We start from the raw sequence: 18,387 nt of genomic DNA, 5'->3' as shown, positions 1-18,387 counted from the left end.
GGACCAGTCCGTCGCCGGGCGCGCTGTCGTCCGTGGGTGCCGAGGGGGCCGAGGGGGGCCCCCGCCGCGCGGGGGCGGGACCACCCCCGTCGGAGGACGTCCGTGACCAACAGCAGCAAGGGCTGGGGCATAGCCGTCGCCGCCTGCGTCGGCCTGTGGCTGATCCAGAACGGCTCGGGCGAGATCACCCCGCCCGTCCCCTCCGCCGCCCAGGCGTTCGCCGCCGGGCCCAGCGTCCACACCGACGCCGCCGCGGACCCGCTGCCGCCCTCGCAGCCGCTGCGGATGCGCATCCCGGAGATCGACGTGGACACCCCGCTGACCGCCCTCGGCCTGGACGCGAAGGGCTCCCTGGAGGTGCCGCCGGCGTCCGACCGCAACCTGGCCGGCTGGTACGAGGACGGCACGACCCCGGGCGCCAAGGGCACCGCGATCGTCGCCGGACACGTCGACAACGACCGGGGCCCGGCGGTCTTCTACGCGCTGGGCGCCCTGAAGAAGGGCCACCGGGTCGAGGTGCTGCGGCAGGACGGGCGCACCGCCGTGTTCACGGTCGACGCGGTCGAGGTCTACGACAAGGACCGCTTCCCCGACGCGAAGGTCTACGGGGAGGCGGACCGCGCCGAACTCCGGGTGATCACCTGCGGCGGCGGCTTCTCCCGCAAGGACGGCGGCTACCAGGGCAACGTGGTCGCCTTCGGCCACCTGATCGGGGTGCGGTGAGGGCGTCCCGGCCCGCCACCCGTCCTACGCCCACTGGTCGAACGCCAGCTTGGCGACCAGGGAGAAGACGACCACCAGCAGCACCCCGCGGACGAACTCGGCGCCCTTGCTCAGGGCCATGCGGGCGCCGACCATGCCGCCCGCCAGGTTGAAGACGGCCATGACCGCCGCGAGCTGCCACAGCACGCTGCCGTGGTAGGCGAACATCGCGAGGGCGCCCACGTTGGTGCAGACGTTGACGATCTTGGCGGTCGCGGAGGCCGTCACCAGGTCGAGGCGGAGGACGGCGGTCAGGGCCAGCACCAGGAAGGTGCCCGTGCCGGGGCCGAAGAGGCCGTCGTAGAAGCCGATGCCGCCGCCGACCACCACGATCGCGGTGATAATGCGGGCCCGGGTGAGCGGCGGCTGGGCGGCGCCCTCCGGGCGGGTGCCGAAGGAGGGTCGGAAGAGGACGAAGAGGGCCACCCCGACCAGCACCACCATGATCACCGGGCGGAGCACCTGGCTGCTGATCCCGGCCGCGAAGAAGGCCCCGCCCATCGAACCGGCCAGCGCGGCGCACCCGATCCGCACCGCCCGCCCCACCGCGACCGGCGCCTTGCGGACGTACGTGACGGCGGCGCCCGAGGTGCCGACGATCGCGACGGCCTTGTTGGTGCCCAGGATCTGGGCGGCGGGCAGGTGCGGCAGCCCGAGCAGCAGGGCGGGCAGCAGGAGCAGTCCGCCGCCCCCGACCACGGCGTCGATCCAGCCGGCGACCAGCGCGGCGAGACAGAGCAGGACCAGAGTCGTCAGGGATATGTCAGGCATGGCGTGAGCCTAGAGAAGAAATGGCTGGCCGTTCCATCAATCCTTGGAGAGTTGAGCTACGCCAGAGCTTACGGAGCCCGCCGGCGCCCGGTCCGGCGCCGGCGGGCCCTCCGGGTGCAGCACGCCGGTCAGCAGCGTGGCGGCGCAGGCCCCGGCGGCGAGCAGCCCGGCGGCGGTCCGGCGGCGGATCCGGTCGCGCGGGACCCGGCGGTGGTGGCTAGGCATGGCTGAAGTCCTCACTGTGGATGCGGCGGGCCGGCACCCCGGCCCTGATCAGCGACGCGGTCGCGGCCCGCGCCATCCCGGGCGGCCCGCACAGGTAGACGTCGTGGGCGGCCAGGTCCGGCACCAGGTTGCGCAGCGCCCGGGGCGCCAGCGGGTCGAAGGAGTCGTCCGACGGCCCGAGCAGGAAGTGCAGGGCCGCCCCCCGCTCGTACGCGATGGCCTCCAGCTCCGCCCGCAGCACCAGCGCGCCCGCGTCGGACGCCCGGTAGAGCAGCGTCAGGTCGCCCGGCCCGCCGTCCAGCGTCTCGAACAGCGCCCGCAGCGGCGTGATCCCGACGCCGCCCGCCAGCAGCAGCACCTTGCGCCGGGTGCGCCGGTGCGCGGTGAGCGCGCCGAACGGCCCGGTCGCCACCACCCGGGTGCCGGGGCGCAGCCGCCGGATCCGCCGGGTGTGGTCGCCGCACGCCTTCACGGTGATCCGCAGCACGTCGTCGCGGACGGGCGCCGAGAGGGAGAACGGCAGCGCGGTGGAGCGCAGCCCCGGCCGCAGGAAGCGCCAGCGGAAGAACTGCCCCGGCTCCGCCCGCAGCTCGGCCACTCCCCTGCCCCGGACCAGCACCGACACCGTGTCGGGCCCCTCGGCGACGACCTCCGCGACCCGCAGGTCGTGCCGCAGCGCCCGCCGGACGGGCACGACGATCCGGTACCAGACGAGGACGACGGCGACCGTCGCGTGGGCCATCGCCCACAGCCAGCGGACCACCGGCCCCTCCACGTCCGGACCGGCGAGCTGGTGCACGAAGCCGAGCGCCGCCGCCAGGTGGCTGAGCAGGTGGATCCGCCGCCAGGTCTCGTGCCGCAGGTGCCGCCGCGCCGCCGAGGCCGCCCCGACCCCCGCGAAGAGCAGGGCCGCGACGCAGGCGGCGGCGATCCAGAAGTAGCCGAGCAGCCCCCGGACGGCGGCGAACAGGTCGGTGCCGGTGTGCAGGGCGTAGCCGCACAGGGCGAGCACCCCGTGGGCGGCGACGAGCCCGAGGACGTACCGCCCGCCCCTCGCGTGCCAGCGGGCCAGCCGGTCGGCGCCGACGCCGTGCTCGACTGCCGGGATCCGGGCCATCAGCGCCAGCATGACGAGCACCCCGTACCCGGCGAGCAGCCCGGTGAGGTGGGCGCCGGTCGCGAACAGGGCGTCGAGCCGGCCGGACGGGCGGGCCTGCACGCCCCAGCCGAGGGCGACGGCCCCGGCGCCGGCCGCGACGGCGGTGCGCAGCCGCTCGGGCGAGAGGCGCGGCGGCGCGGGCTCGGGGCGGGGCGGCGCGGGGGTCACCGGCACGGCGAGCGGGGCGTAGAGAGGGTGCGGGGCCTCGGTGGTCACGACCGGCACCCTAGGTCGCCCGCCCCCTCCGAAAGCCCCGCTCGGCGCCGCCCGCCGGATCCTTAAGCCCGCCTTGAGCGGCGCCTCACCGGGGGTTAATGCTGACCGGCGGCCGACGGCCGGGGCCTCCGGAGACTCACACGGGGCCTCCGGGGCCTCCGGGGCCTCCGGGGCCTCCAGCCACGAAAGCATCCACACTATCTTGACCGGACGTTCCGGAAAGGCGTACGGTCCTCCCATGGCACGGACCAAGGAATTCGACCCGGACGCGGCCCTCCGCTCGGCGCTCGACCTGTTCTGGGAGCGGGGTTACGAGGCGACGAGCATGGCCGACCTGGTCGAGCGCCTGGGGATCGGCCGGGCCAGCCTCTACGCGACCTTCGGCAGCAAGCACGAGCTGTACCTGAAGGCGATGGAGCGGTACGCGCAGACACAGGACCCGCGCCTCTTCGAGGAGCTGTCCGCGCCGGGCCCCGCGCTGCCGGCGGTCCGGGCGCTGGTCCGCCGCTTCGCGGCCGAGTCGGGCGCGGACGAGACCCGGCTGCGCGGCTGCCTGGTCACCAACTCGGCGGCGGAGCTGGGCCCGCACGACGCGGGTGTGGCGCGCCGGGTGGAGCACAGCTGGCAGACGCTGGAGACCCTGCTGCACGCGGCGCTCGTCCGGGCCGCCGCCCAGGGAGAGCTCCCGGCGGGCCGGGACCCGAGGGCGCTGGCGCGGATGCTGCTGGTGCTGTTCCAGGGCCTGCGGGTGGTCGGCAAGGCGTCGAGCGACCCGGGCAGGGTGCACGACGCGGCGGAGCAGGCGCTGACGCTGCTGGACTGAGGACCGAACCGCGGGCACGCGGGAGGGCGCCATCGGGCGCCCTTTCTTCGGGGCCAATTCTAGAATGTACGGTCAATTACAGGGGGATGCATGAACAGCAGGACGCTCACACGGGACCAGGGCGACCAGCCGACGCCACGGCACACGGAGCGGGCGCCCCAAGCGCCCCGCTCACCCCACGCACCCCACACACCCCGCTCCTCGGCCTCCCCCTCCCCCGCCCCCGCCTTCGCCCTCCTCGGCACCGTCCAGGCCACCCTGATCTTCACCCTCGCCTCGCTCGCCGTCCCGCTCCCCCGGATCGGCGCCGAACTGCGCCTGGACCGGGCCGAGCTGATCCTCCTCAGCGCCGCCTACGGGCTGACCTTCGCCGGGCTGCTGCTCTTCGGCGGGCGGCTGGCCGACCGGTACGGCGGGCGCCAGGCGCTGACCGCCGGGCTCCTCGTCTTCGGCGCCGCCTCCGCCCTCGCCCCGCTCGCCCCCGGCTACGGGACGCTGCTCGCCGCCCGCTTCGCCCAGGGACTCGGCGCCGCGCTCGTCGCGCCCGCCGCGATGGGCCTGCTGCGCGCCCTGTACCCGGCGCCCGCCGCGTACGGCAGGGCCATGGCCACCTGGGGCGGCCTCTCCGTGCTCGGCGCGACCGCGGGCAATCTGCTCTCCGGGGTGATCTCGGCCGCCGCCTCCTGGCGCTGGAGCTTCGCCGTCCCGGTCGCCGTCGCCGCCGCCGCGCTGCTGCTCGGCCCGCGGCTGCTGCCGGGCACCGGCCCCGCGAAGGGGCCGGGCGCCGCCCGCGGCCTCGACCTCCCCGGCGCGCTGCTCGCCACCACCGGCATCTCGCTGGCCAGTTACGGGCTCGTGCTCACCGACACCAGCCCCTGGTCCTCGGCCGCCGTCCTCGTACCGCTGCTCGGCGGGGCGGCCCTGCTCGCGGGCTTCGCGCTCGTCGAGCGGCGGGCCGCCGACCCCCTGCTGCCGCCCGCGTTCCTGCGCGACCGGCGCCGGGGCCTCGGGCTGGCTGGTGTCGCGCTCACCGCCTCCGGCACCGCCGGGGTCTTCGTCCTGCTGTCGCTCGGCCTCCAGGACGGCCGCGACTGGTCCGCGCTGCGCACCTCCGGCGCCTTCGTGCCCTTCGCCGCCGCCCTGCTGCTCGCCGGCCGGGCCGCCGGTCCGCTGATCCGGCGGTACGGGGCGGGCCGCGCGACCGCCGCCGGGCTCGCCACCGGGGCCGCGGGCCTCGGGCTCCTCGCGGCGACCGGCCTCGACCCGGCCGTGCCCTACGCGTACGGGCTGCTGCCCGGGCTGCTGCTGCTCCCGGCGGGCGCGGCGGTCTCCTTCGCGGGATCGAGCGTGCTGGCCACCGAGGGCGTGCCGCCCGAGCGGGGCGGGCTCGCGGGCGGTGTCCTCAACACCGCGATGGAGCTGGGCCCCACCGTCGTCTTCGCCGCCGTGCTGACCCTCGGCACGGACGCCGCCTCGCTGGCGGCGACGGCGCTGGCCTTCGCGGTCCTGGCCGCGGCGGCCTCCCGTACCCGCTGAATCGATTCGCCCACCGGCACCGCTGACGCCACTGGCACCACCAGCACCACCGACACCACCGACACCACCGACACCACCGACAGACACTCAAGGAGCAGACATGACCTCCGCACGCTTCACCGGCCGCAGCGTCCTCGTCACCGGCGGCGGGAGCGGTCTCGGCCGGGCCATCGCGCTCGCCTTCGCCGCCGAGGGCGCCAAGGTGGCCGTGGCCGGCCGGGGCGCCGCCGCCCTCGACGAGACGGTGGCGCTGATCGAGGCCGCGGGCGGCACCGGCACCGCCATCACCGCCGACGTGGCCGACGCCGGGTCCATGCGCCGGCTGGTCGCCTCGACGGTCGCGGCCTTCGGCGGCCTCGACGTCGCCGTCAACAACGCGGGGGTGTTCCGCGGCGGCCACTCCGCCGCCGACTTCCCCCTGGAGGACTGGCACACGCTGCTCGACGTCAACGTCACGGGCGTGCTGCACGCGCTCCAGGCGGAGATCGGCCACATGCGCGCCCACGGCGGCGGGGCGATCGTCAACATCTCGTCCAACCTGGGCCCGCACGTGCGGATCCCGGGCGTCTTCGGCTACCAGGTCTCCAAGGCCGCCGTCTCCGCGCTCACCCGGGCCGCCGCCCTGGACCACGTGGCCGACGGCATCCGGATCAACGCGGTCAGCCCGGGGGCCTCGGAGTCCTCGATGTCGCTGCGCCCGGGCGAGACCGAGGCCGACCGGGCGGTCCGGATGAAGGAGGAGTCGCCGCTGGGGCGGATCTCCTCGGCGGCGGAGGTGGCGGCGGCGGTGCTGCACCTGGCCTCCGACGCCGCCGGTTCGACGGTCGGCGCGGACCTGGTCGTCGACGGCGGCGTCTCCGCCTGACGCCGCCGCCCGCCCCGGGGACCCGCCCGCGCGGGCGGGTCCCGCTCAGCCCTGGACGGCGGCCGGGTCCATCCAGAAGACCTCCCAGTGGTGGCCGTCCAGGTCGCTGAACGAACGCCCGTACATGAAGCCGTGGTCCATCGGCTCCTTGGCCTCGCCGCCGCCGGCGGCGAGGGCCGCGTCGGCCAGCTCGTCGACGGCCTCGCGGCTGTCGCGGCTGAGGGTGATCAGCACCTCGGTGTTCTTCGTCGCGTCGGAGATCTCCTTGCCCGGCGCGGTGAAGGTGCGGAACTTCTCCTCGGTGAGCAGCATGGCGAAGATCGTGTCGCTGATCACCAGACAGCCCGTCGTCTCGTCCGAGAACTGGGGGTTGAAGGAGAAGCCCAGCTTGGTCCAGAACGCCTTGGTGGCGTCGAGGTCCTTGGTGGGCAGGTTCACGAAGATCATCTGAGCCATGGTGTCGTCTCTCTCGTCTCTCACGCGTCTGTCGCTCACGCGTCCGCTTGCGTATCCGTGCTTACGAGAGTGAAGACGGGGCGCGGCGAAGAAACTCATCGCCGCGCCGGAAACTTTTTCGAGATTCGTTCAGACCAGGTTCCGGACGGAGGTCGTCCCCGCCCCGGAGTCCACGATCCCGGGCACCCCGGCGCCCCGCCCGGTGAGGTCGTTGCCGACCAGCCAGGTGTCGGTGGAGCCCGCCATCACCCCCACGGCGGTACCGCCGGCGCCGACGGCGGCCACGGTGTTGCCCTGGACGAGGGACCCGGCCGCGTTCCCGCCGACGCGGACGGAGTGGGCGGCGGCGCCGGTGATCCGGTTGCCGCGCAGGGTGGCGCCGTCGACGCCGGCGCTGATGCCGTGGCCGGTGGTGGTGGAGACGGTGTTGTCGGCGACGAGGGCGCCGGTGGCGGCGGAGTCCACGCCGATGCCGTCGCCCTGCACGTCGGAGACCTCGTTGCCGACGACGAGCGCGCCGGGCGAGGTCTGGACGTGGATCGCCTGGCAGTTGCCGGTGGGGCTGGTGCGCAGGGTGGTGGTGACGGTGTTGCGGCTGACGGTGAGGCCGTCGGTCTGGCTCGCGTAGATCCCGGCCTCGCCCCGGACCGACCGGATCGTGTTGCCGCCGATGGTGACGGCCCGGTGCCGGGCGCCGCCGGCCGGCACGGTGACCGTGATGCCGCCGCCGCCCTCGATGCCCTGGAGGGTGTTGCCGGTGACGGTGATGCCGCCGAGGGCGTTGCCCTGGGGCGAGTTGAGGTAGATCGCGTGGGAGGCGGTGCCGCCGATCACGTTGTCGGCGATGACCGAGTCCTGCCAGTCGGCGGCCCGCACCCCGTACGCCCCGCTCTTCTCGACGGTGTTGCCGATGACCCGGATCCGCCGGTGGGTCACGCCCTTGGCGCCCCAGTGGTCGCCGCACAGCGCGCCGAACGGGCCCGTGTTCGTCCCGGGGCGCAGGGTGCAGCCGGTGACGAGGATGTCCTCGCAGGGGGTGCCGTCGTACGCGGGGGCGGGCAGGTTGCCCTCGGTGGCGCAGGTGATCTGGACGGCCTCCTTGGTGGTGAGGCTCGCCCCGTCGCCGGGGTGGTGCCCGTCGAAGACGCAGTTCACGACGGCGGCGCCGCGGACCGCGTTGAGCTCGACGGCGTGCGCGGAGGGGGTGTCGACGAAGGTGCAGTCCTTGACGAGGACGCCCTCGCAGTGGGCGAAGCCCATGGCGTCGCTCTGGGCGGGGAACGCGGCGCCGCGCATGTCCCAGGTGCCGCCGAGGACGGCGATGGAGCCCGCGCCCCGGTAGCCGGTGACGGAGGTGACGGAGTCGAAGTTCTTCAGCAGCCCGCCGTTGTCGCCGGTACGGACGATCCGGGCGCCGTACGCGAGGACGGTGGCGCCCGCGCCGACGACGAGCCCGGTGCCGGTGAGGTAGGTGCCCGGCGGTATCAGCAGGGTCGCCGGGCCGCCGACGGCCTTCAGGGCGGTGAGGGCGCTCCGGAACGCGGCGGTCTCGTCGGCCTTTCCGTCGCCCTTCGCCCCGTACGCGGTGACGTCCACGACGGGGCCGCCGGTCCCCGCCGCTGCGGCCGGTCCCGCGCCGAGGACGGCGGCGCCGCCCCACGCTCCGACGAACCCGCCCATGGCCAGCATCAGTGAACGGCGCTCCACGCTGCGCTCCCCCTCGTGTTCCGTACGCGTACCGGAGGAGGAGGCTACGTCAGCCCCGCGCGCGGGGTGCCACAGGGCCCCGTCCGCCCCTCGCCTCCCACCCGTCACCGCGTGTTGACTCCCCGTCATCTCCCCGTTGACCCGCCCCTCCTAGGTTCCGGAGGCGCGCGACCCCGTCGCCGACCGGCGCGGCGGGGCGGTTCACACCTCGATCGGGAGTGGAACGTGGAGCGACGCGGTTTCCTGCGTGGAGCGGTCATCGGCACCTCGGCCGCCGTCTTCGGCGGCACCCTGTGGCGCGGGGCGGCCTTCGCCGCGCCCGCTCAGCCCGGCATCGGCCCGTACGGGGCGCTCGGCGCCGCCGACGCGAACGGCATCCAGTTGCCGGCCGGCTTCACCAGCCGGGTGATCGCCCGGTCCGGCCAGGCGGTCCCCGGCACCTCGTACACCTGGCACAACGCCCCGGACGGCGGCGCCTGCTTCGCCGACGGCACGGGCTGGATCTACGTGTCGAACTCGGAGATCAACCCGGGCGGCGGCGCGAGCGCGGTCCGCTTCGACGCCGCCGGTGCCGTCACCGGCGCCTACCGGGTGCTGTCCGGAACCCGGCAGAACTGCGCGGGCGGCAAGACCCCGTGGAACACCTGGCTGTCCTGCGAGGAGGTGTCGCTGGGCTACGTCTACGAGTCGAACCCGTGGGGCGGCACGGCCTACCGCCGGGACGCCATGGGCCGGTTCAAGCACGAGGCGGCGGCGGCCGACCCGGTCCGCAAGGTGGTCTACCTGACCGAGGACGAGACCGACGGCTGCCTCTACCGCTTCGTCCCCACCACCTGGGGCGACCTGTCCGCGGGCACCCTCCAGGTGCTCAAGGCGGGCACGGCGACCTCCGGTTCGTTCACCTGGCAGACCGTGCCGGACCCCGACGGCTCGCCGACCACCACCCGCGCCCAGGTCTCCGGCGCCAAGCGCTTCAACGGCGGCGAGGGCTGCCACTACGCGGACGACACCGTCTGGTTCACCACCAAGGGCGACAACCGGGTCTGGCAGCTGAACGTGGCCGCCGGGACGTACGAACTGGCCTACGACGACTCGCTGGTGACCGGCGGCGGCGCGCCGCTGACGGGTGTCGACAACATCACCGGCACCGCCTCGGGCGACCTGTACGTCGCCGAGGACGGCGGCAACATGGAGATCTGCGTCATCACGCCGGACGACGTCGTCGCGCCCTTCCTGCGGATCGGCGGCCAGTCCGGCTCGGAGATCACCGGACCGGCCTTCTCGCCCGACGGGCGGCGCCTCTACTTCTCCAGCCAGCGCGGCACCAGCGGCAGTTCCTCGGGCGGCATCACCTACGAGGTGACCGGCCCGTTCCGCGCGTAGCACCGCGCCTCGCGGGGGGTCCGGGCGCCGCCGAGCAGGGCGGCGCCCAGGGGGGTCAGGGTGTGCAGCACCGCGTTGCCGTGGCGCAGCGTGGTGACCAGGCCGGCCTCGCGCAGCACGCCCGCGTGCTGGCTCGCGGAGGCGAGGGAGACCCCCGCCCGGCGGGCCAGCTCGCTGGTGGTGCCGCCCTCGCCGATGGCGCTGAGGACGGCGGAGCGGGTGTGGCCGACGAGCTTGGCGAGCGAGGGCAGGCCCGGCTCGCGCACCGTCGGCGCCTCGGAGTGGGTCACCGGGTAGACCAGGACCGGCGGCAGCCCGGGGTCGCGGAGCACGACCGGGGTGCCGCGGCAGAAGTACGAGGGCTGGAGCAGCAGTCCGCGCCCGTCGAGATGCACGTCCCGCTCGACCGGGTAGTCGGCCTCCAGGACGGGGCTGCGCCAGCGGAGCATCGGCGGCAGCGAGTCCAGCAGCTCCTCCGCGCCGCCGTCGAGCAGGGCCCGCCCGCGCAGCGCCCGGTCCGCCTCGACCCTGGCCCGGACGTGCGACCAGTACGGCTCGACGGCGGCGCGGTGGTAGCCGCGCAGGGCCCCGACGAGCCGCCCGAGGGGCTCCGAGGCGCCCTCGGCGAGGGCCCGCAGCGCGGCGGGCACGGCGGGACGGCCGGCCCGGGTGGCGCCGAGCAGGGCGAGCTCCGCGTGTATCCGGCCGGGCGGGGTCGCGCGTATCGCGTCGAGCCCCTCATCGACTCCGAGGACGCCCTGCGGCGGGGTCAGGAAGTCGGGGAAATAGCCGCGGCCCGGAACGAGCGCGGCGAGCAGCCGGGTCTCGGCGCCCAGCCGTACGCGGGCTTCCGACCGCCATTCGCCGTAGACCATCGGCCCGCGCCGGTCCCTTAAACGGTGAAAACTGAGAATCGTTTCCCAGAGAACGTCCGGCTGGGCGGCCATCCGGACCCCCGCCAGATCGTTTCCGCTGAAATGAATCCGCAGCATCGAACCCCCACCTGTGCACTCGCAACCACCCCCGACGTCGAGTATGCACAGCATCACTGCACGTTACCAGGGTGTTTCAGCCACACTTGAAAAGCCTCGCGGCGAACGCCGGTCAACCGAAAAGCTGTGCCTGTCGGGCAGGAAACCTTCAGGACCGAGGTGACGTGGCGAAGACCGTGGGGGGCTTCGTCTCGTCCGGCGGCGGTCGGCGAGGTTACGGCTCAGCTGCCCGATGAAAAATGGGCGCGGCCTCCGGGTGGGGATCCGGGGGTCGCGCCTGTCTCATTCTTTGCGAAAATCCAACGCCGTTTGAACGGCGTTCGACAGCGCCCATTGTCGTTCAATGTCCAATAATCCGATGCCCCGTATTCGCGCATGGACTTGAACAGGAACTCACATATATCCAACGATCATGTAACGCCGTGTCCGGAAGGCCCCTGAAGGGCCCCTCGGAGCCGGACGGCATACGACGGGGCGGACACCTCCGCACAAGGTGTCCGCCCCGCCCCTCTTGCGAACCGGAACCGCCGCCCATCGGTACTGAGGGTCGGGGACGGACGGCGGCTCCGGTGGTCATCGGGTGCCCATCGGGTCAGCGGCTGTCGCTGCCCTTCGCCTCGGCCGCCGCGCGGCCGGCCTCCAGGCGCGCCACCGGGATCCGGAAGGGCGAGCAGGAGACGTAGTCGAGGCCCACCTCGTGGAAGAAGTGCACCGACTCCGGGTCGCCGCCGTGCTCGCCGCAGACGCCCAGCTTGATGTCGGGGCGGGTGGCGCGGCCGGCCTCGACGGCGCTGCGGACCAGGGCGCCGACGCCGTCCTTGTCGATGGTCTCGAAGGGGCTGACGCCGAAGATGCCCTTCTCCAGGTACGCGGTGAAGAAGCTGGCCTCCACGTCGTCGCGGGAGAAGCCCCAGACCGTCTGGGTGAGGTCGTTGGTGCCGAAGGAGAAGAACTCGGCGGCCTCGGCGATCTGACCGGCGGTCACGGCGGCGCGCGGCAGCTCGATCATGGTGCCCAGGGCCAGCTTGAGCTCGATGCCGGTCTGCGCCCGGACCTCGGCGATGACCTCCTCGGCCTCCTCGCGGACCAGCTCCAGCTCCTGGACGGTGCCGACGAGCGGGATCATGATCTCGACGCGCGGGTCGCCCTTGGCGTCGATCCGCTGGGCGGCGGCCTCGGCGATGGCGCGGACCTGCATGGTGAACAGGCCGGGGATGACCAGGCCGAGGCGGACGCCGCGCAGGCCCAGCATCGGGTTCTGCTCGTGCAGCCGGTGCACGGCCTGGAGCAGGCGCAGGTCGTTCTCGTGCGGCTCCTTGCGGGCCTCGGCGAGGGCGACGCGCACCGACAGCTCGGTGATGTCGGGCAGGAACTCGTGCAGCGGCGGGTCGAGCAGGCGCACGGTGACGGGCAGCCCGTCCATGGCCTCGAAGAGCTCGACGAAGTCCTGCTTCTGCAGCGGGAGCAGCGCCTTCAGCGACTCCTCGCGCTCCTCGTCGGTGTCGGCGAGGATGAGCCGCTCGACGTACTGGCGGCGCTCGCCGAGGAACATGTGCTCGGTGCGGCACAGGCCGATGCCCTGGGCGCCGAAGCGGCGGGCGCGCGAGGCGTCCTCGGCGTTGTCGGCGTTGGCGCGGACGCGGAGCCGGCGGACGCGGTCGGCGTAGGCCATGATCCGGTGGACGGCCTGGACCAGCTCGTCGGCGTCGTCGGCGCCGGCGTGCATCCGGCCCTCGAAGTACTCGACGACCGGGGACGGCACGACGGGTACCTCGCCGATGTACACCTTGCCGGTGGAGCCGTCGATGGAGACGACGTCGCCCTCCTCGATGACCACGCCGGAGGCGGTGGTCATGCGGCGGCGCTTGGTGTCGACCTCCAGCTCCTCGGCGCCGCAGACACAGGTCTTGCCCATGCCGCGGGCGACGACGGCGGCGTGCGAGGTCTTGCCGCCGCGGGAGGTCAGGATGCCCTCGGCGGCGATCATGCCGTCCAGGTCGTCCGGGTTGGTCTCGCGGCGGATCAGGATGACCTTCTCGCCGGAGCGGGACCACTTGACGGCCGTGTACGAGTCGAAGACGGCCTTGCCGACGGCGGCGCCCGGGGAGGCGGCGATGCCGCGGCCGATCTGCTCGACCTTGGCCTTCTCGTCGAACTTGGGGAACATCAGCTGGGCGAGCTGGGCTCCGTTGACCCGCTGGAGCGCCTCGGCCTCGTCGATCAGGCCCTGGTCCACGAGCTGGGTCGCGATGCGGAAGGCGGCACCGGCGGTGCGCTTGCCGACGCGGGTCTGGAGCATCCAGAGCTGGCCGCGCTCGATGGTGAACTCGATGTCGCAGAGATCCTTGTAGTGGGTCTCCAGCGTGTTCATGATCTGCATGAGCTGGTCGTACGACTTCTTGTCGATCGACTCCAGCTCGGCGAGCGGCACGGTGTTGCGGATGCCCGCGACGACGTCCTCGCCCTGCGCGTTCTGGAGGTAGTCGCCGTAGACGCCCTCGTGGCCGGAGGCGGGGTCGCGGGTGAAGGCGACGCCGGTGCCGGAGTCGGGGCCGAGGTTGCCGAAGACCATGGAGCAGACGTTGACGGCGGTGCCGAGGTCGCCGGGGATGCGCTCCTGGCGGCGGTACAGCTTCGCGCGGTCGGTGTTCCAGGAGTTGAAGACGGCCTCGATGGCGAGGTCCATCTGCTCGCGCGGGTCCTGCGGGAAGTCGCGGCCGGTCGCGGCCCCGACGATCCGCTTGAAGTGCTCGACGAGCCCCTTCAGGTCCTCGGCGTCGAGGTCGGTGTCGCTGGCGACCCCCTTCGCCGCCTTGGCCTCGTCGAGGGCGTCCTCGAAGAGCTCGCCGTCCACGTCGAGGACGGTCTTGCCGAACATCTGGATGAGGCGGCGGTACGAGTCCCAGGCGAAGCGCGCGTTGCCGGCCTGGGCGGCGAGGCCCTCGACGGAGACGTCGGAGAGGCCGATGTTGAGGACCGTGTCCATCATGCCGGGCATCGAGAACTTGGCGCCGGAGCGGACCGAGACCAGCAGCGGGTCGTCCGCCTGGCCGAGCTTCTTGCCCATCCGGCGCTCCAGGGCGTCGAGGTGCGCGGTGACCTCGTCGCGGAGCTCGGCGGGCTCGGAGCCGCTCTCCAGGTAGACCTTGCACGCCTCGGTCGTGATCGTGAAGCCGGGGGGAACCGGCAGGCCGAGGTTGGTCATCTCGGCGAGGTTCGCGCCCTTGCCACCGAGCAGGTCCTTCAGGTCCTTGTTGCCCTCGGTGAAGTCGTAGACGAACTTCTGATCATTAATTTCCGACACGGGTCCCGACTCCTCGACGACTCGGTTGGCTGCCCTGACGGCGAGGAACATACCCAGATCGAAGGCTTCTGGGGAGGTACGCCTACCGGTCATCCGGTCTTAACCACCCGTCCGCCAGCACATCGAAAGTAACCGACCGGTAGCTTCCGCTTTCAGGCCCCGAAGTCGAGTTGACTCATTCCAGGGCTTCGCCGCTCACATGAGCGTTCAAATGACCATCTGTGTTCAACTCTTGAACGCAAAAAGGGTGGCACTCCGTGCCACCCTTCAAGCGGGAGACGGGCCCGTAACATGCTCATCTGAGCACTACCCCTATCAAGGGTGGCGAGAATCACTCGCCGAAAAGGGCCCGGAACACCGCCCCGTCTCAGCCGCCGGACGTGTCCAGCTCCGCGTCCTCGCTCACCCCGGCGCAGTCGTACGGGTCCTTCAGCCAGCCGTCCGGCAGGACGACCCGCCCATTTCCGGACGTACGGCCCCGGGGGCCGTCCGCGCCCACCGGCCAGGGCTGGTCCAGGTCGAGCTCGCTCAACTGAGCGCTCAGCTCGTCCAGCGACGAGGTGATGGCCAGCTTCTTGCGCATCTCCGAACCGACGGAGAAGCCCTTCAGGTACCAGGCCACGTGCTTGCGGAAGTCGACGACACCGCGCGACTCGTCGCCCAGCCACTCCCCGAGCAGCCGCGCGTGCTTCACCATCGTGTCCGCGACCACCCGCAGCCCCGGCTGCGCGTACGCGCCGGTGCCCTCGAAGCCCGCCACCAGGTCCCCGAAGAGCCAGGGCCGCCCGAGGCAGCCGCGGCCCACGACGACGCCGTCGACACCGGTCTCGCGCATCATCCGCAGGGCGTCGTCGGCGCACCAGATGTCGCCGTTGCCCAGCACCGGGATCTCCGGCACGTGCTCCTTGAGGCGCGCGATCGCGTCCCAGTCCGCCGTGCCGCCGTAGTGCTGCGCGGCGGTCCTGCCGTGCAGGGCGATCGCCGTGACACCCTCCTCGACGGCGATCCGCCCGGCGTCCAGGAAGGTGATGTGGTCGTCGTCGATGCCCTTGCGCATCTTCATCGTCACCGGCAGGTCGCCCGCGTTGGTGACGGCCTCGTGCAGGATCGCGCGCAGCAGCGGGCGCTTGTACGGGAGGGCCGAGCCGCCGCCCTTGCGGGTCACCTTGGGCACCGGGCAGCCGAAGTTCAGGTCGATGTGGTCGGCCAGGTCCTCGTCCACGATCATGCGGACGGCCTTGCCGACGGTCACCGGGTCGACGCCGTAGAGCTGGATCGAGCGCGGCTTCTCGGTCTCGTCGAACCGGATGAGCTGCATGGTCTTCTCATTGCGCTCGACCAGCGCCCTCGTCGTGATCATCTCGCTGACGAACAGCCCCTTCCCGCCGGAGAACTCACGGCAGAGGGTGCGGAAGGGGGCGTTGGTGATGCCGGCCATCGGCGCGAGCACCACCGGCGGCTGCACGATGTGCGGCCCGATGGCGAGGGGCGGGAACTCAGGAGACTCAGGAGACACAGCAGACGCCGAAGACACAGCAGACGCCGAAGACGCCGAAGACGCCGAAGACTCGGAGAGCGGGGAGAACGCGGTCATCCGCCCATTGTCGCGCACTGCGGAGGTCGTTAGACAGCCGTACTATCCGCACATGTCCGAGCTCACACCGCCGCGGCCCGCCGCCGCGCCGCTCCCCCGGCGGCGCAGGCTGCTGATCCTGGGCATCTGCTGCATGAGCCTGCTGATCGTCAGCCTGGACAACACCGCGCTCAACGTGGCGCTCCCCTCCCTCCAGCGCGACCTGGGCGCCTCCGTCTCGGGGCTCCAGTGGACCATCGACGCCTACACCCTGGTGCTGGCCTCGCTGCTGATGCTCGCCGGCTCCACCGCCGACCGGATCGGCCGCCGCCGGGTCTTCACCACCGGGCTGGTGATCTTCGTCCTCGGCTCGCTGCTCTGCTCCCTCGCGCCCAGCCTGGAGACGCTGGTCGTCTTCCGGATGGTGCAGGCGGTGGGCGGCTCGATGCTCAACCCGGTCGCCATGTCGATCATCACCAACACCTTCACGGACCCGGCCGAGCGCGCGCGGGCCATCGGCGTCTGGGGCGGGGTCGTGGGCGTCTCCATGGCCGCCGGGCCGCTGGTCGGCGGGCTGCTGGTGGAGTCGGTCGGCTGGCGGGCGATCTTCTGGGTCAACCTGCCCATCGGCCTGACCGCGCTGCTGCTCACCCTGCGGTACGTCCCGGAGTCCCGCGCGCCCCGGCCCCGCCGCCCGGACCCGGTGGGCCAGGTCCTGGTGACGCTGCTGCTGGCCTCGCTCACGTACGCGATCATCGAGACCAGCCCGGTCTTCGCCGGGGTGGCGGCCGGGGCGCTGGCCGGGATCCTGTTCTACGAGCCGCGCCGCCACGAACCCCTGATCGACCTGCGGTTCTTCCGCAGCGCCCCGTTCAGCGGCGCCACCGTCATCGCGGTCTGCGCCTTCGCCGCGCTCGGCGGCTTCCTCTTCCTGAACACGCTCTACCTCCAGAACGTCCGGGGCCTGTCGGCCCTGCACGCCGGGCTCTACATGCTGCCCATGGCGGCGATGACCTTCGTCTTCGCCCCGCTGTCCGGGCGCCTGGTGGGCTCGCGCGGGCCGCGCCCCTCGCTGCTGGTCTCGGGGACGGCGATGGCCGCCGGGGCGCTCCTCTTCGCCGCCTTCGACGCGGAGCGGAGCACGCCGCTGCTGTTCACCGGGTACGTGGTCTTCGGCATCGGCTTCGGCATGGTGAACGCGCCGATCACCGACACGGCGGTGTCCGGGATGCCCCGCGCGCAGGCCGGGGTGGCGGCGGCGGTGGCCTCCACCAGCCGCCAGATCGGCCAGACGCTGGGGGTCGCGGTGGCGGGCGCGGTGCTGAGCGCGGGGCTGGCCTCGGCGGCGCACGCGACGTCCCTGGACGGCTTCGCGGCGGCGAGCGGCCCGGCGTACTGGATCATCACCGGCTGCGGGCTGTGCGTCCTGGCGGCCGGGGCGCTGACCAGCGGGGCCTGGGCGCGTGGCACGGCGGAGCGGGCGGCCCGGCGGATGGCGGAGGAGGACGCGGCCCGTCAGGCGCCGGCGAGGACGCCCTCGCCCTGAGCCCCGGCGGCGGCCTCTTTTGCGGCCGTTTCCTTCACCGCGGCTTCTCTTGCGGCGGTTTCCTGTGCGGCGGCTTCTTGCTCGGCTGTACGGGCCTCCTCGGCCAGGATCAGGGCCTGGAGCCGCTCGACCCCGGCCCGGCTCTGCGCGTCGGCGGGGACGTACGTGACCAGCTTGGGTCCGGCGGCGGGGCCGAGGTAGAGGTTGGTGTGCTCCAGCCGGAGCAGCCCGACGTGGGCGTTGCGGATGGTCTTGAGCCGTCCGGACTGGTCGACGACGTCGTGCCGGGCCCAGATCTCGCGGAATTCGGGCGAGGCGGTGCGGAGCCGGTGCAGCAGCTCCTTCCAGGCGGGTTCGGCCAGGTGCTCGGCCATGGCGGCGCGCAGCTTGCCCGCGAGGGAGGTGAGGACCTCGGGCAGGTCCGCGACGGCGGCGCGGAACTCTGTGTCGGTGAAGGCCAGCCAGATGCTGTTGCGGTCCGCGCGGGGCAGCGCGTCCAGGTCGCGGAAGAGCCGGCCGAAGGTGCGGTTGTAGGCGAGGAAGTCGTAGCGGCTGTTCTGCACGGCGGCGGGCACCGGCTCCAGCTGGTCCAGGAGGGCGCGCAGCGCGGGTGTGACGGCCGGGCAGGGCGTCTCGGGGTGCGGGTCGCCCTGCCCGGCGAGGGCGAAGAGGTGGGCGCGCTCGGTGGGGTCGAGCAGCAGGGCGCCGGCGAGGGCGTCGAGGACCTGCGGGGAGACCTGGATCGGCCTGGCCTGCTCGATCCACGTGTACCAGGTGACGCCGACGGCGGAGAGCTGGGCGACCTCCTCGCGGCGCAGCCCCGGGGTGCGGCGGCGCCGCCCGCGCGGGAGACCGGCCTGCTCGGGGCTGATCCGCTCGCGCCGGCTGCGCAGGAAGGCGGCGAGCTCGTGGCGGCGGATGTCGGTCGCGCCGGCTGCGGGGGCGGGGCCAGCGGCGGCGGGTCCGGTGGCGGTGCCGGAGCCTGTGGCGGGGCCGGGGTCCCGGGTGGGTGCCGCGTCGGTCGTCATCGCTGTCATGCTCCCAGGGTGCCGGGGCGCTCAGCCCGTTT

General features: G+C 73.3%; 14 protein-coding genes. 6 read left to right on the top strand and 8 right to left on the bottom strand.

Annotated features, from left to right (window positions below; genetic code table 11):
• The first annotated feature begins 102 nt into the window (after nucleotides 1–102).
• Nucleotides 103–723, top strand: coding sequence for a class F sortase (locus AB0C99_RS32755; protein WP_362483031.1), 621 nt, complete (start codon nucleotides 103–105; stop codon nucleotides 721–723).
• A 24-nt stretch (nucleotides 724–747) separates the two neighbouring features.
• Here AB0C99_RS32755 and AB0C99_RS32750 read toward each other — a convergent pair whose 3' ends face one another.
• Nucleotides 748–1,533, bottom strand: coding sequence for a TSUP family transporter (locus AB0C99_RS32750; protein WP_362483029.1), 786 nt, complete (start codon nucleotides 1,531–1,533; stop codon nucleotides 748–750).
• Nucleotides 1,534–1,750: 217 nt separating this feature from the next.
• Entirely contained in the window at nucleotides 1,751–3,133 is a 1,383-nt protein-coding gene (locus AB0C99_RS32745; protein ID WP_362483028.1) for a ferredoxin reductase family protein, read from the bottom strand.
• Nucleotides 3,134–3,371: 238 nt separating this feature from the next.
• On the opposite strand from AB0C99_RS32745, the gene AB0C99_RS32740 reads away from it, so the two are divergent.
• The 3 genes from AB0C99_RS32740 (at nucleotide 3,372) to AB0C99_RS32730 (ending at nucleotide 6,357) form a co-directional block, all read left to right on the top strand.
• Nucleotides 3,372–3,956: a TetR family transcriptional regulator gene (locus AB0C99_RS32740; RefSeq protein WP_362483026.1), complete on the top strand. Its 585-nt coding sequence runs from the start codon at nucleotides 3,372–3,374 to the stop codon at nucleotides 3,954–3,956.
• A 90-nt stretch (nucleotides 3,957–4,046) separates the two neighbouring features.
• Nucleotides 4,047–5,492, top strand: coding sequence for an MFS transporter (locus AB0C99_RS32735; protein ID WP_362483024.1), 1,446 nt, complete (start codon nucleotides 4,047–4,049; stop codon nucleotides 5,490–5,492).
• A 100-nt stretch (nucleotides 5,493–5,592) separates the two neighbouring features.
• Complete coding sequence (locus tag AB0C99_RS32730) at nucleotides 5,593–6,357, top strand: SDR family oxidoreductase (RefSeq protein WP_362483022.1); 765 nt, start codon at nucleotides 5,593–5,595, stop codon at nucleotides 6,355–6,357.
• A 45-nt stretch (nucleotides 6,358–6,402) separates the two neighbouring features.
• On the opposite strand, the gene AB0C99_RS32725 is transcribed toward AB0C99_RS32730, so the two are convergent.
• Both AB0C99_RS32725 and AB0C99_RS32720 read right to left on the bottom strand, forming a co-directional pair.
• On the bottom strand, nucleotides 6,403–6,813 hold the full coding sequence (locus AB0C99_RS32725) for a VOC family protein (protein ID WP_362483021.1): 411 nt from the start codon (nucleotides 6,811–6,813) through the stop codon (nucleotides 6,403–6,405).
• 129 nt (nucleotides 6,814–6,942) lie between these two features.
• Nucleotides 6,943–8,520, bottom strand: coding sequence for a right-handed parallel beta-helix repeat-containing protein (locus AB0C99_RS32720; protein WP_362483019.1), 1,578 nt, complete (start codon nucleotides 8,518–8,520; stop codon nucleotides 6,943–6,945).
• 225 nt (nucleotides 8,521–8,745) lie between these two features.
• Here AB0C99_RS32720 and AB0C99_RS32715 point away from each other — a divergent pair, with 225 nt between their 5' ends.
• Nucleotides 8,746–9,903: an alkaline phosphatase PhoX gene (locus tag AB0C99_RS32715; RefSeq protein ID WP_362483017.1), complete on the top strand. Its 1,158-nt coding sequence runs from the start codon at nucleotides 8,746–8,748 to the stop codon at nucleotides 9,901–9,903.
• Here the strand turns inward: AB0C99_RS32715 and AB0C99_RS32710 are convergent.
• The 3 genes from AB0C99_RS32710 to dusB form a co-directional block, all read right to left on the bottom strand.
• The gene (locus AB0C99_RS32710; protein ID WP_362483015.1) at nucleotides 9,873–10,895 is read right to left on the bottom strand and encodes a helix-turn-helix domain-containing protein; all 1,023 of its coding nucleotides are present in this window, start codon (nucleotides 10,893–10,895) and stop codon (nucleotides 9,873–9,875) included. The two genes, AB0C99_RS32715 and AB0C99_RS32710, sit on opposite strands and share 31 nt — an antisense overlap.
• Before the next feature lie 592 nt (nucleotides 10,896–11,487).
• The gene (ppdK, locus tag AB0C99_RS32705; RefSeq protein WP_362483036.1) at nucleotides 11,488–14,199 is read right to left on the bottom strand and encodes a pyruvate, phosphate dikinase; all 2,712 of its coding nucleotides are present in this window, start codon (nucleotides 14,197–14,199) and stop codon (nucleotides 11,488–11,490) included.
• Between the two features lie 367 nt (nucleotides 14,200–14,566).
• Complete coding sequence (gene dusB, locus AB0C99_RS32700; protein ID WP_362483014.1) at nucleotides 14,567–15,715, bottom strand: tRNA dihydrouridine synthase DusB; 1,149 nt, start codon at nucleotides 15,713–15,715, stop codon at nucleotides 14,567–14,569.
• Between the two features lie 130 nt (nucleotides 15,716–15,845).
• Between dusB and AB0C99_RS32695 the strand changes: the two genes are divergently transcribed.
• On the top strand, nucleotides 15,846–17,318 hold the full coding sequence (locus tag AB0C99_RS32695) for an MFS transporter (protein ID WP_362483012.1): 1,473 nt from the start codon (nucleotides 15,846–15,848) through the stop codon (nucleotides 17,316–17,318).
• On the opposite strand, the gene AB0C99_RS32690 is transcribed toward AB0C99_RS32695, so the two are convergent.
• Complete coding sequence (locus AB0C99_RS32690; RefSeq protein ID WP_362483010.1) at nucleotides 17,288–18,355, bottom strand: helix-turn-helix domain-containing protein; 1,068 nt, start codon at nucleotides 18,353–18,355, stop codon at nucleotides 17,288–17,290. The genes AB0C99_RS32695 and AB0C99_RS32690 overlap by 31 nt on opposite strands.
• Nucleotides 18,356–18,387: the final 32 nt, after the last annotated feature.

The sequence above is a fragment of the Streptomyces sp. NPDC048659 genome, from assembly GCF_040650575.1.
In the GTDB taxonomy this organism is placed as follows: Bacteria; Actinomycetota; Actinomycetes; order Streptomycetales; family Streptomycetaceae; genus Streptomyces.
The sequence above is the reverse complement of the archived record's forward strand: the minus strand, read 5'-3'. Positions and strand labels throughout refer to the sequence as shown.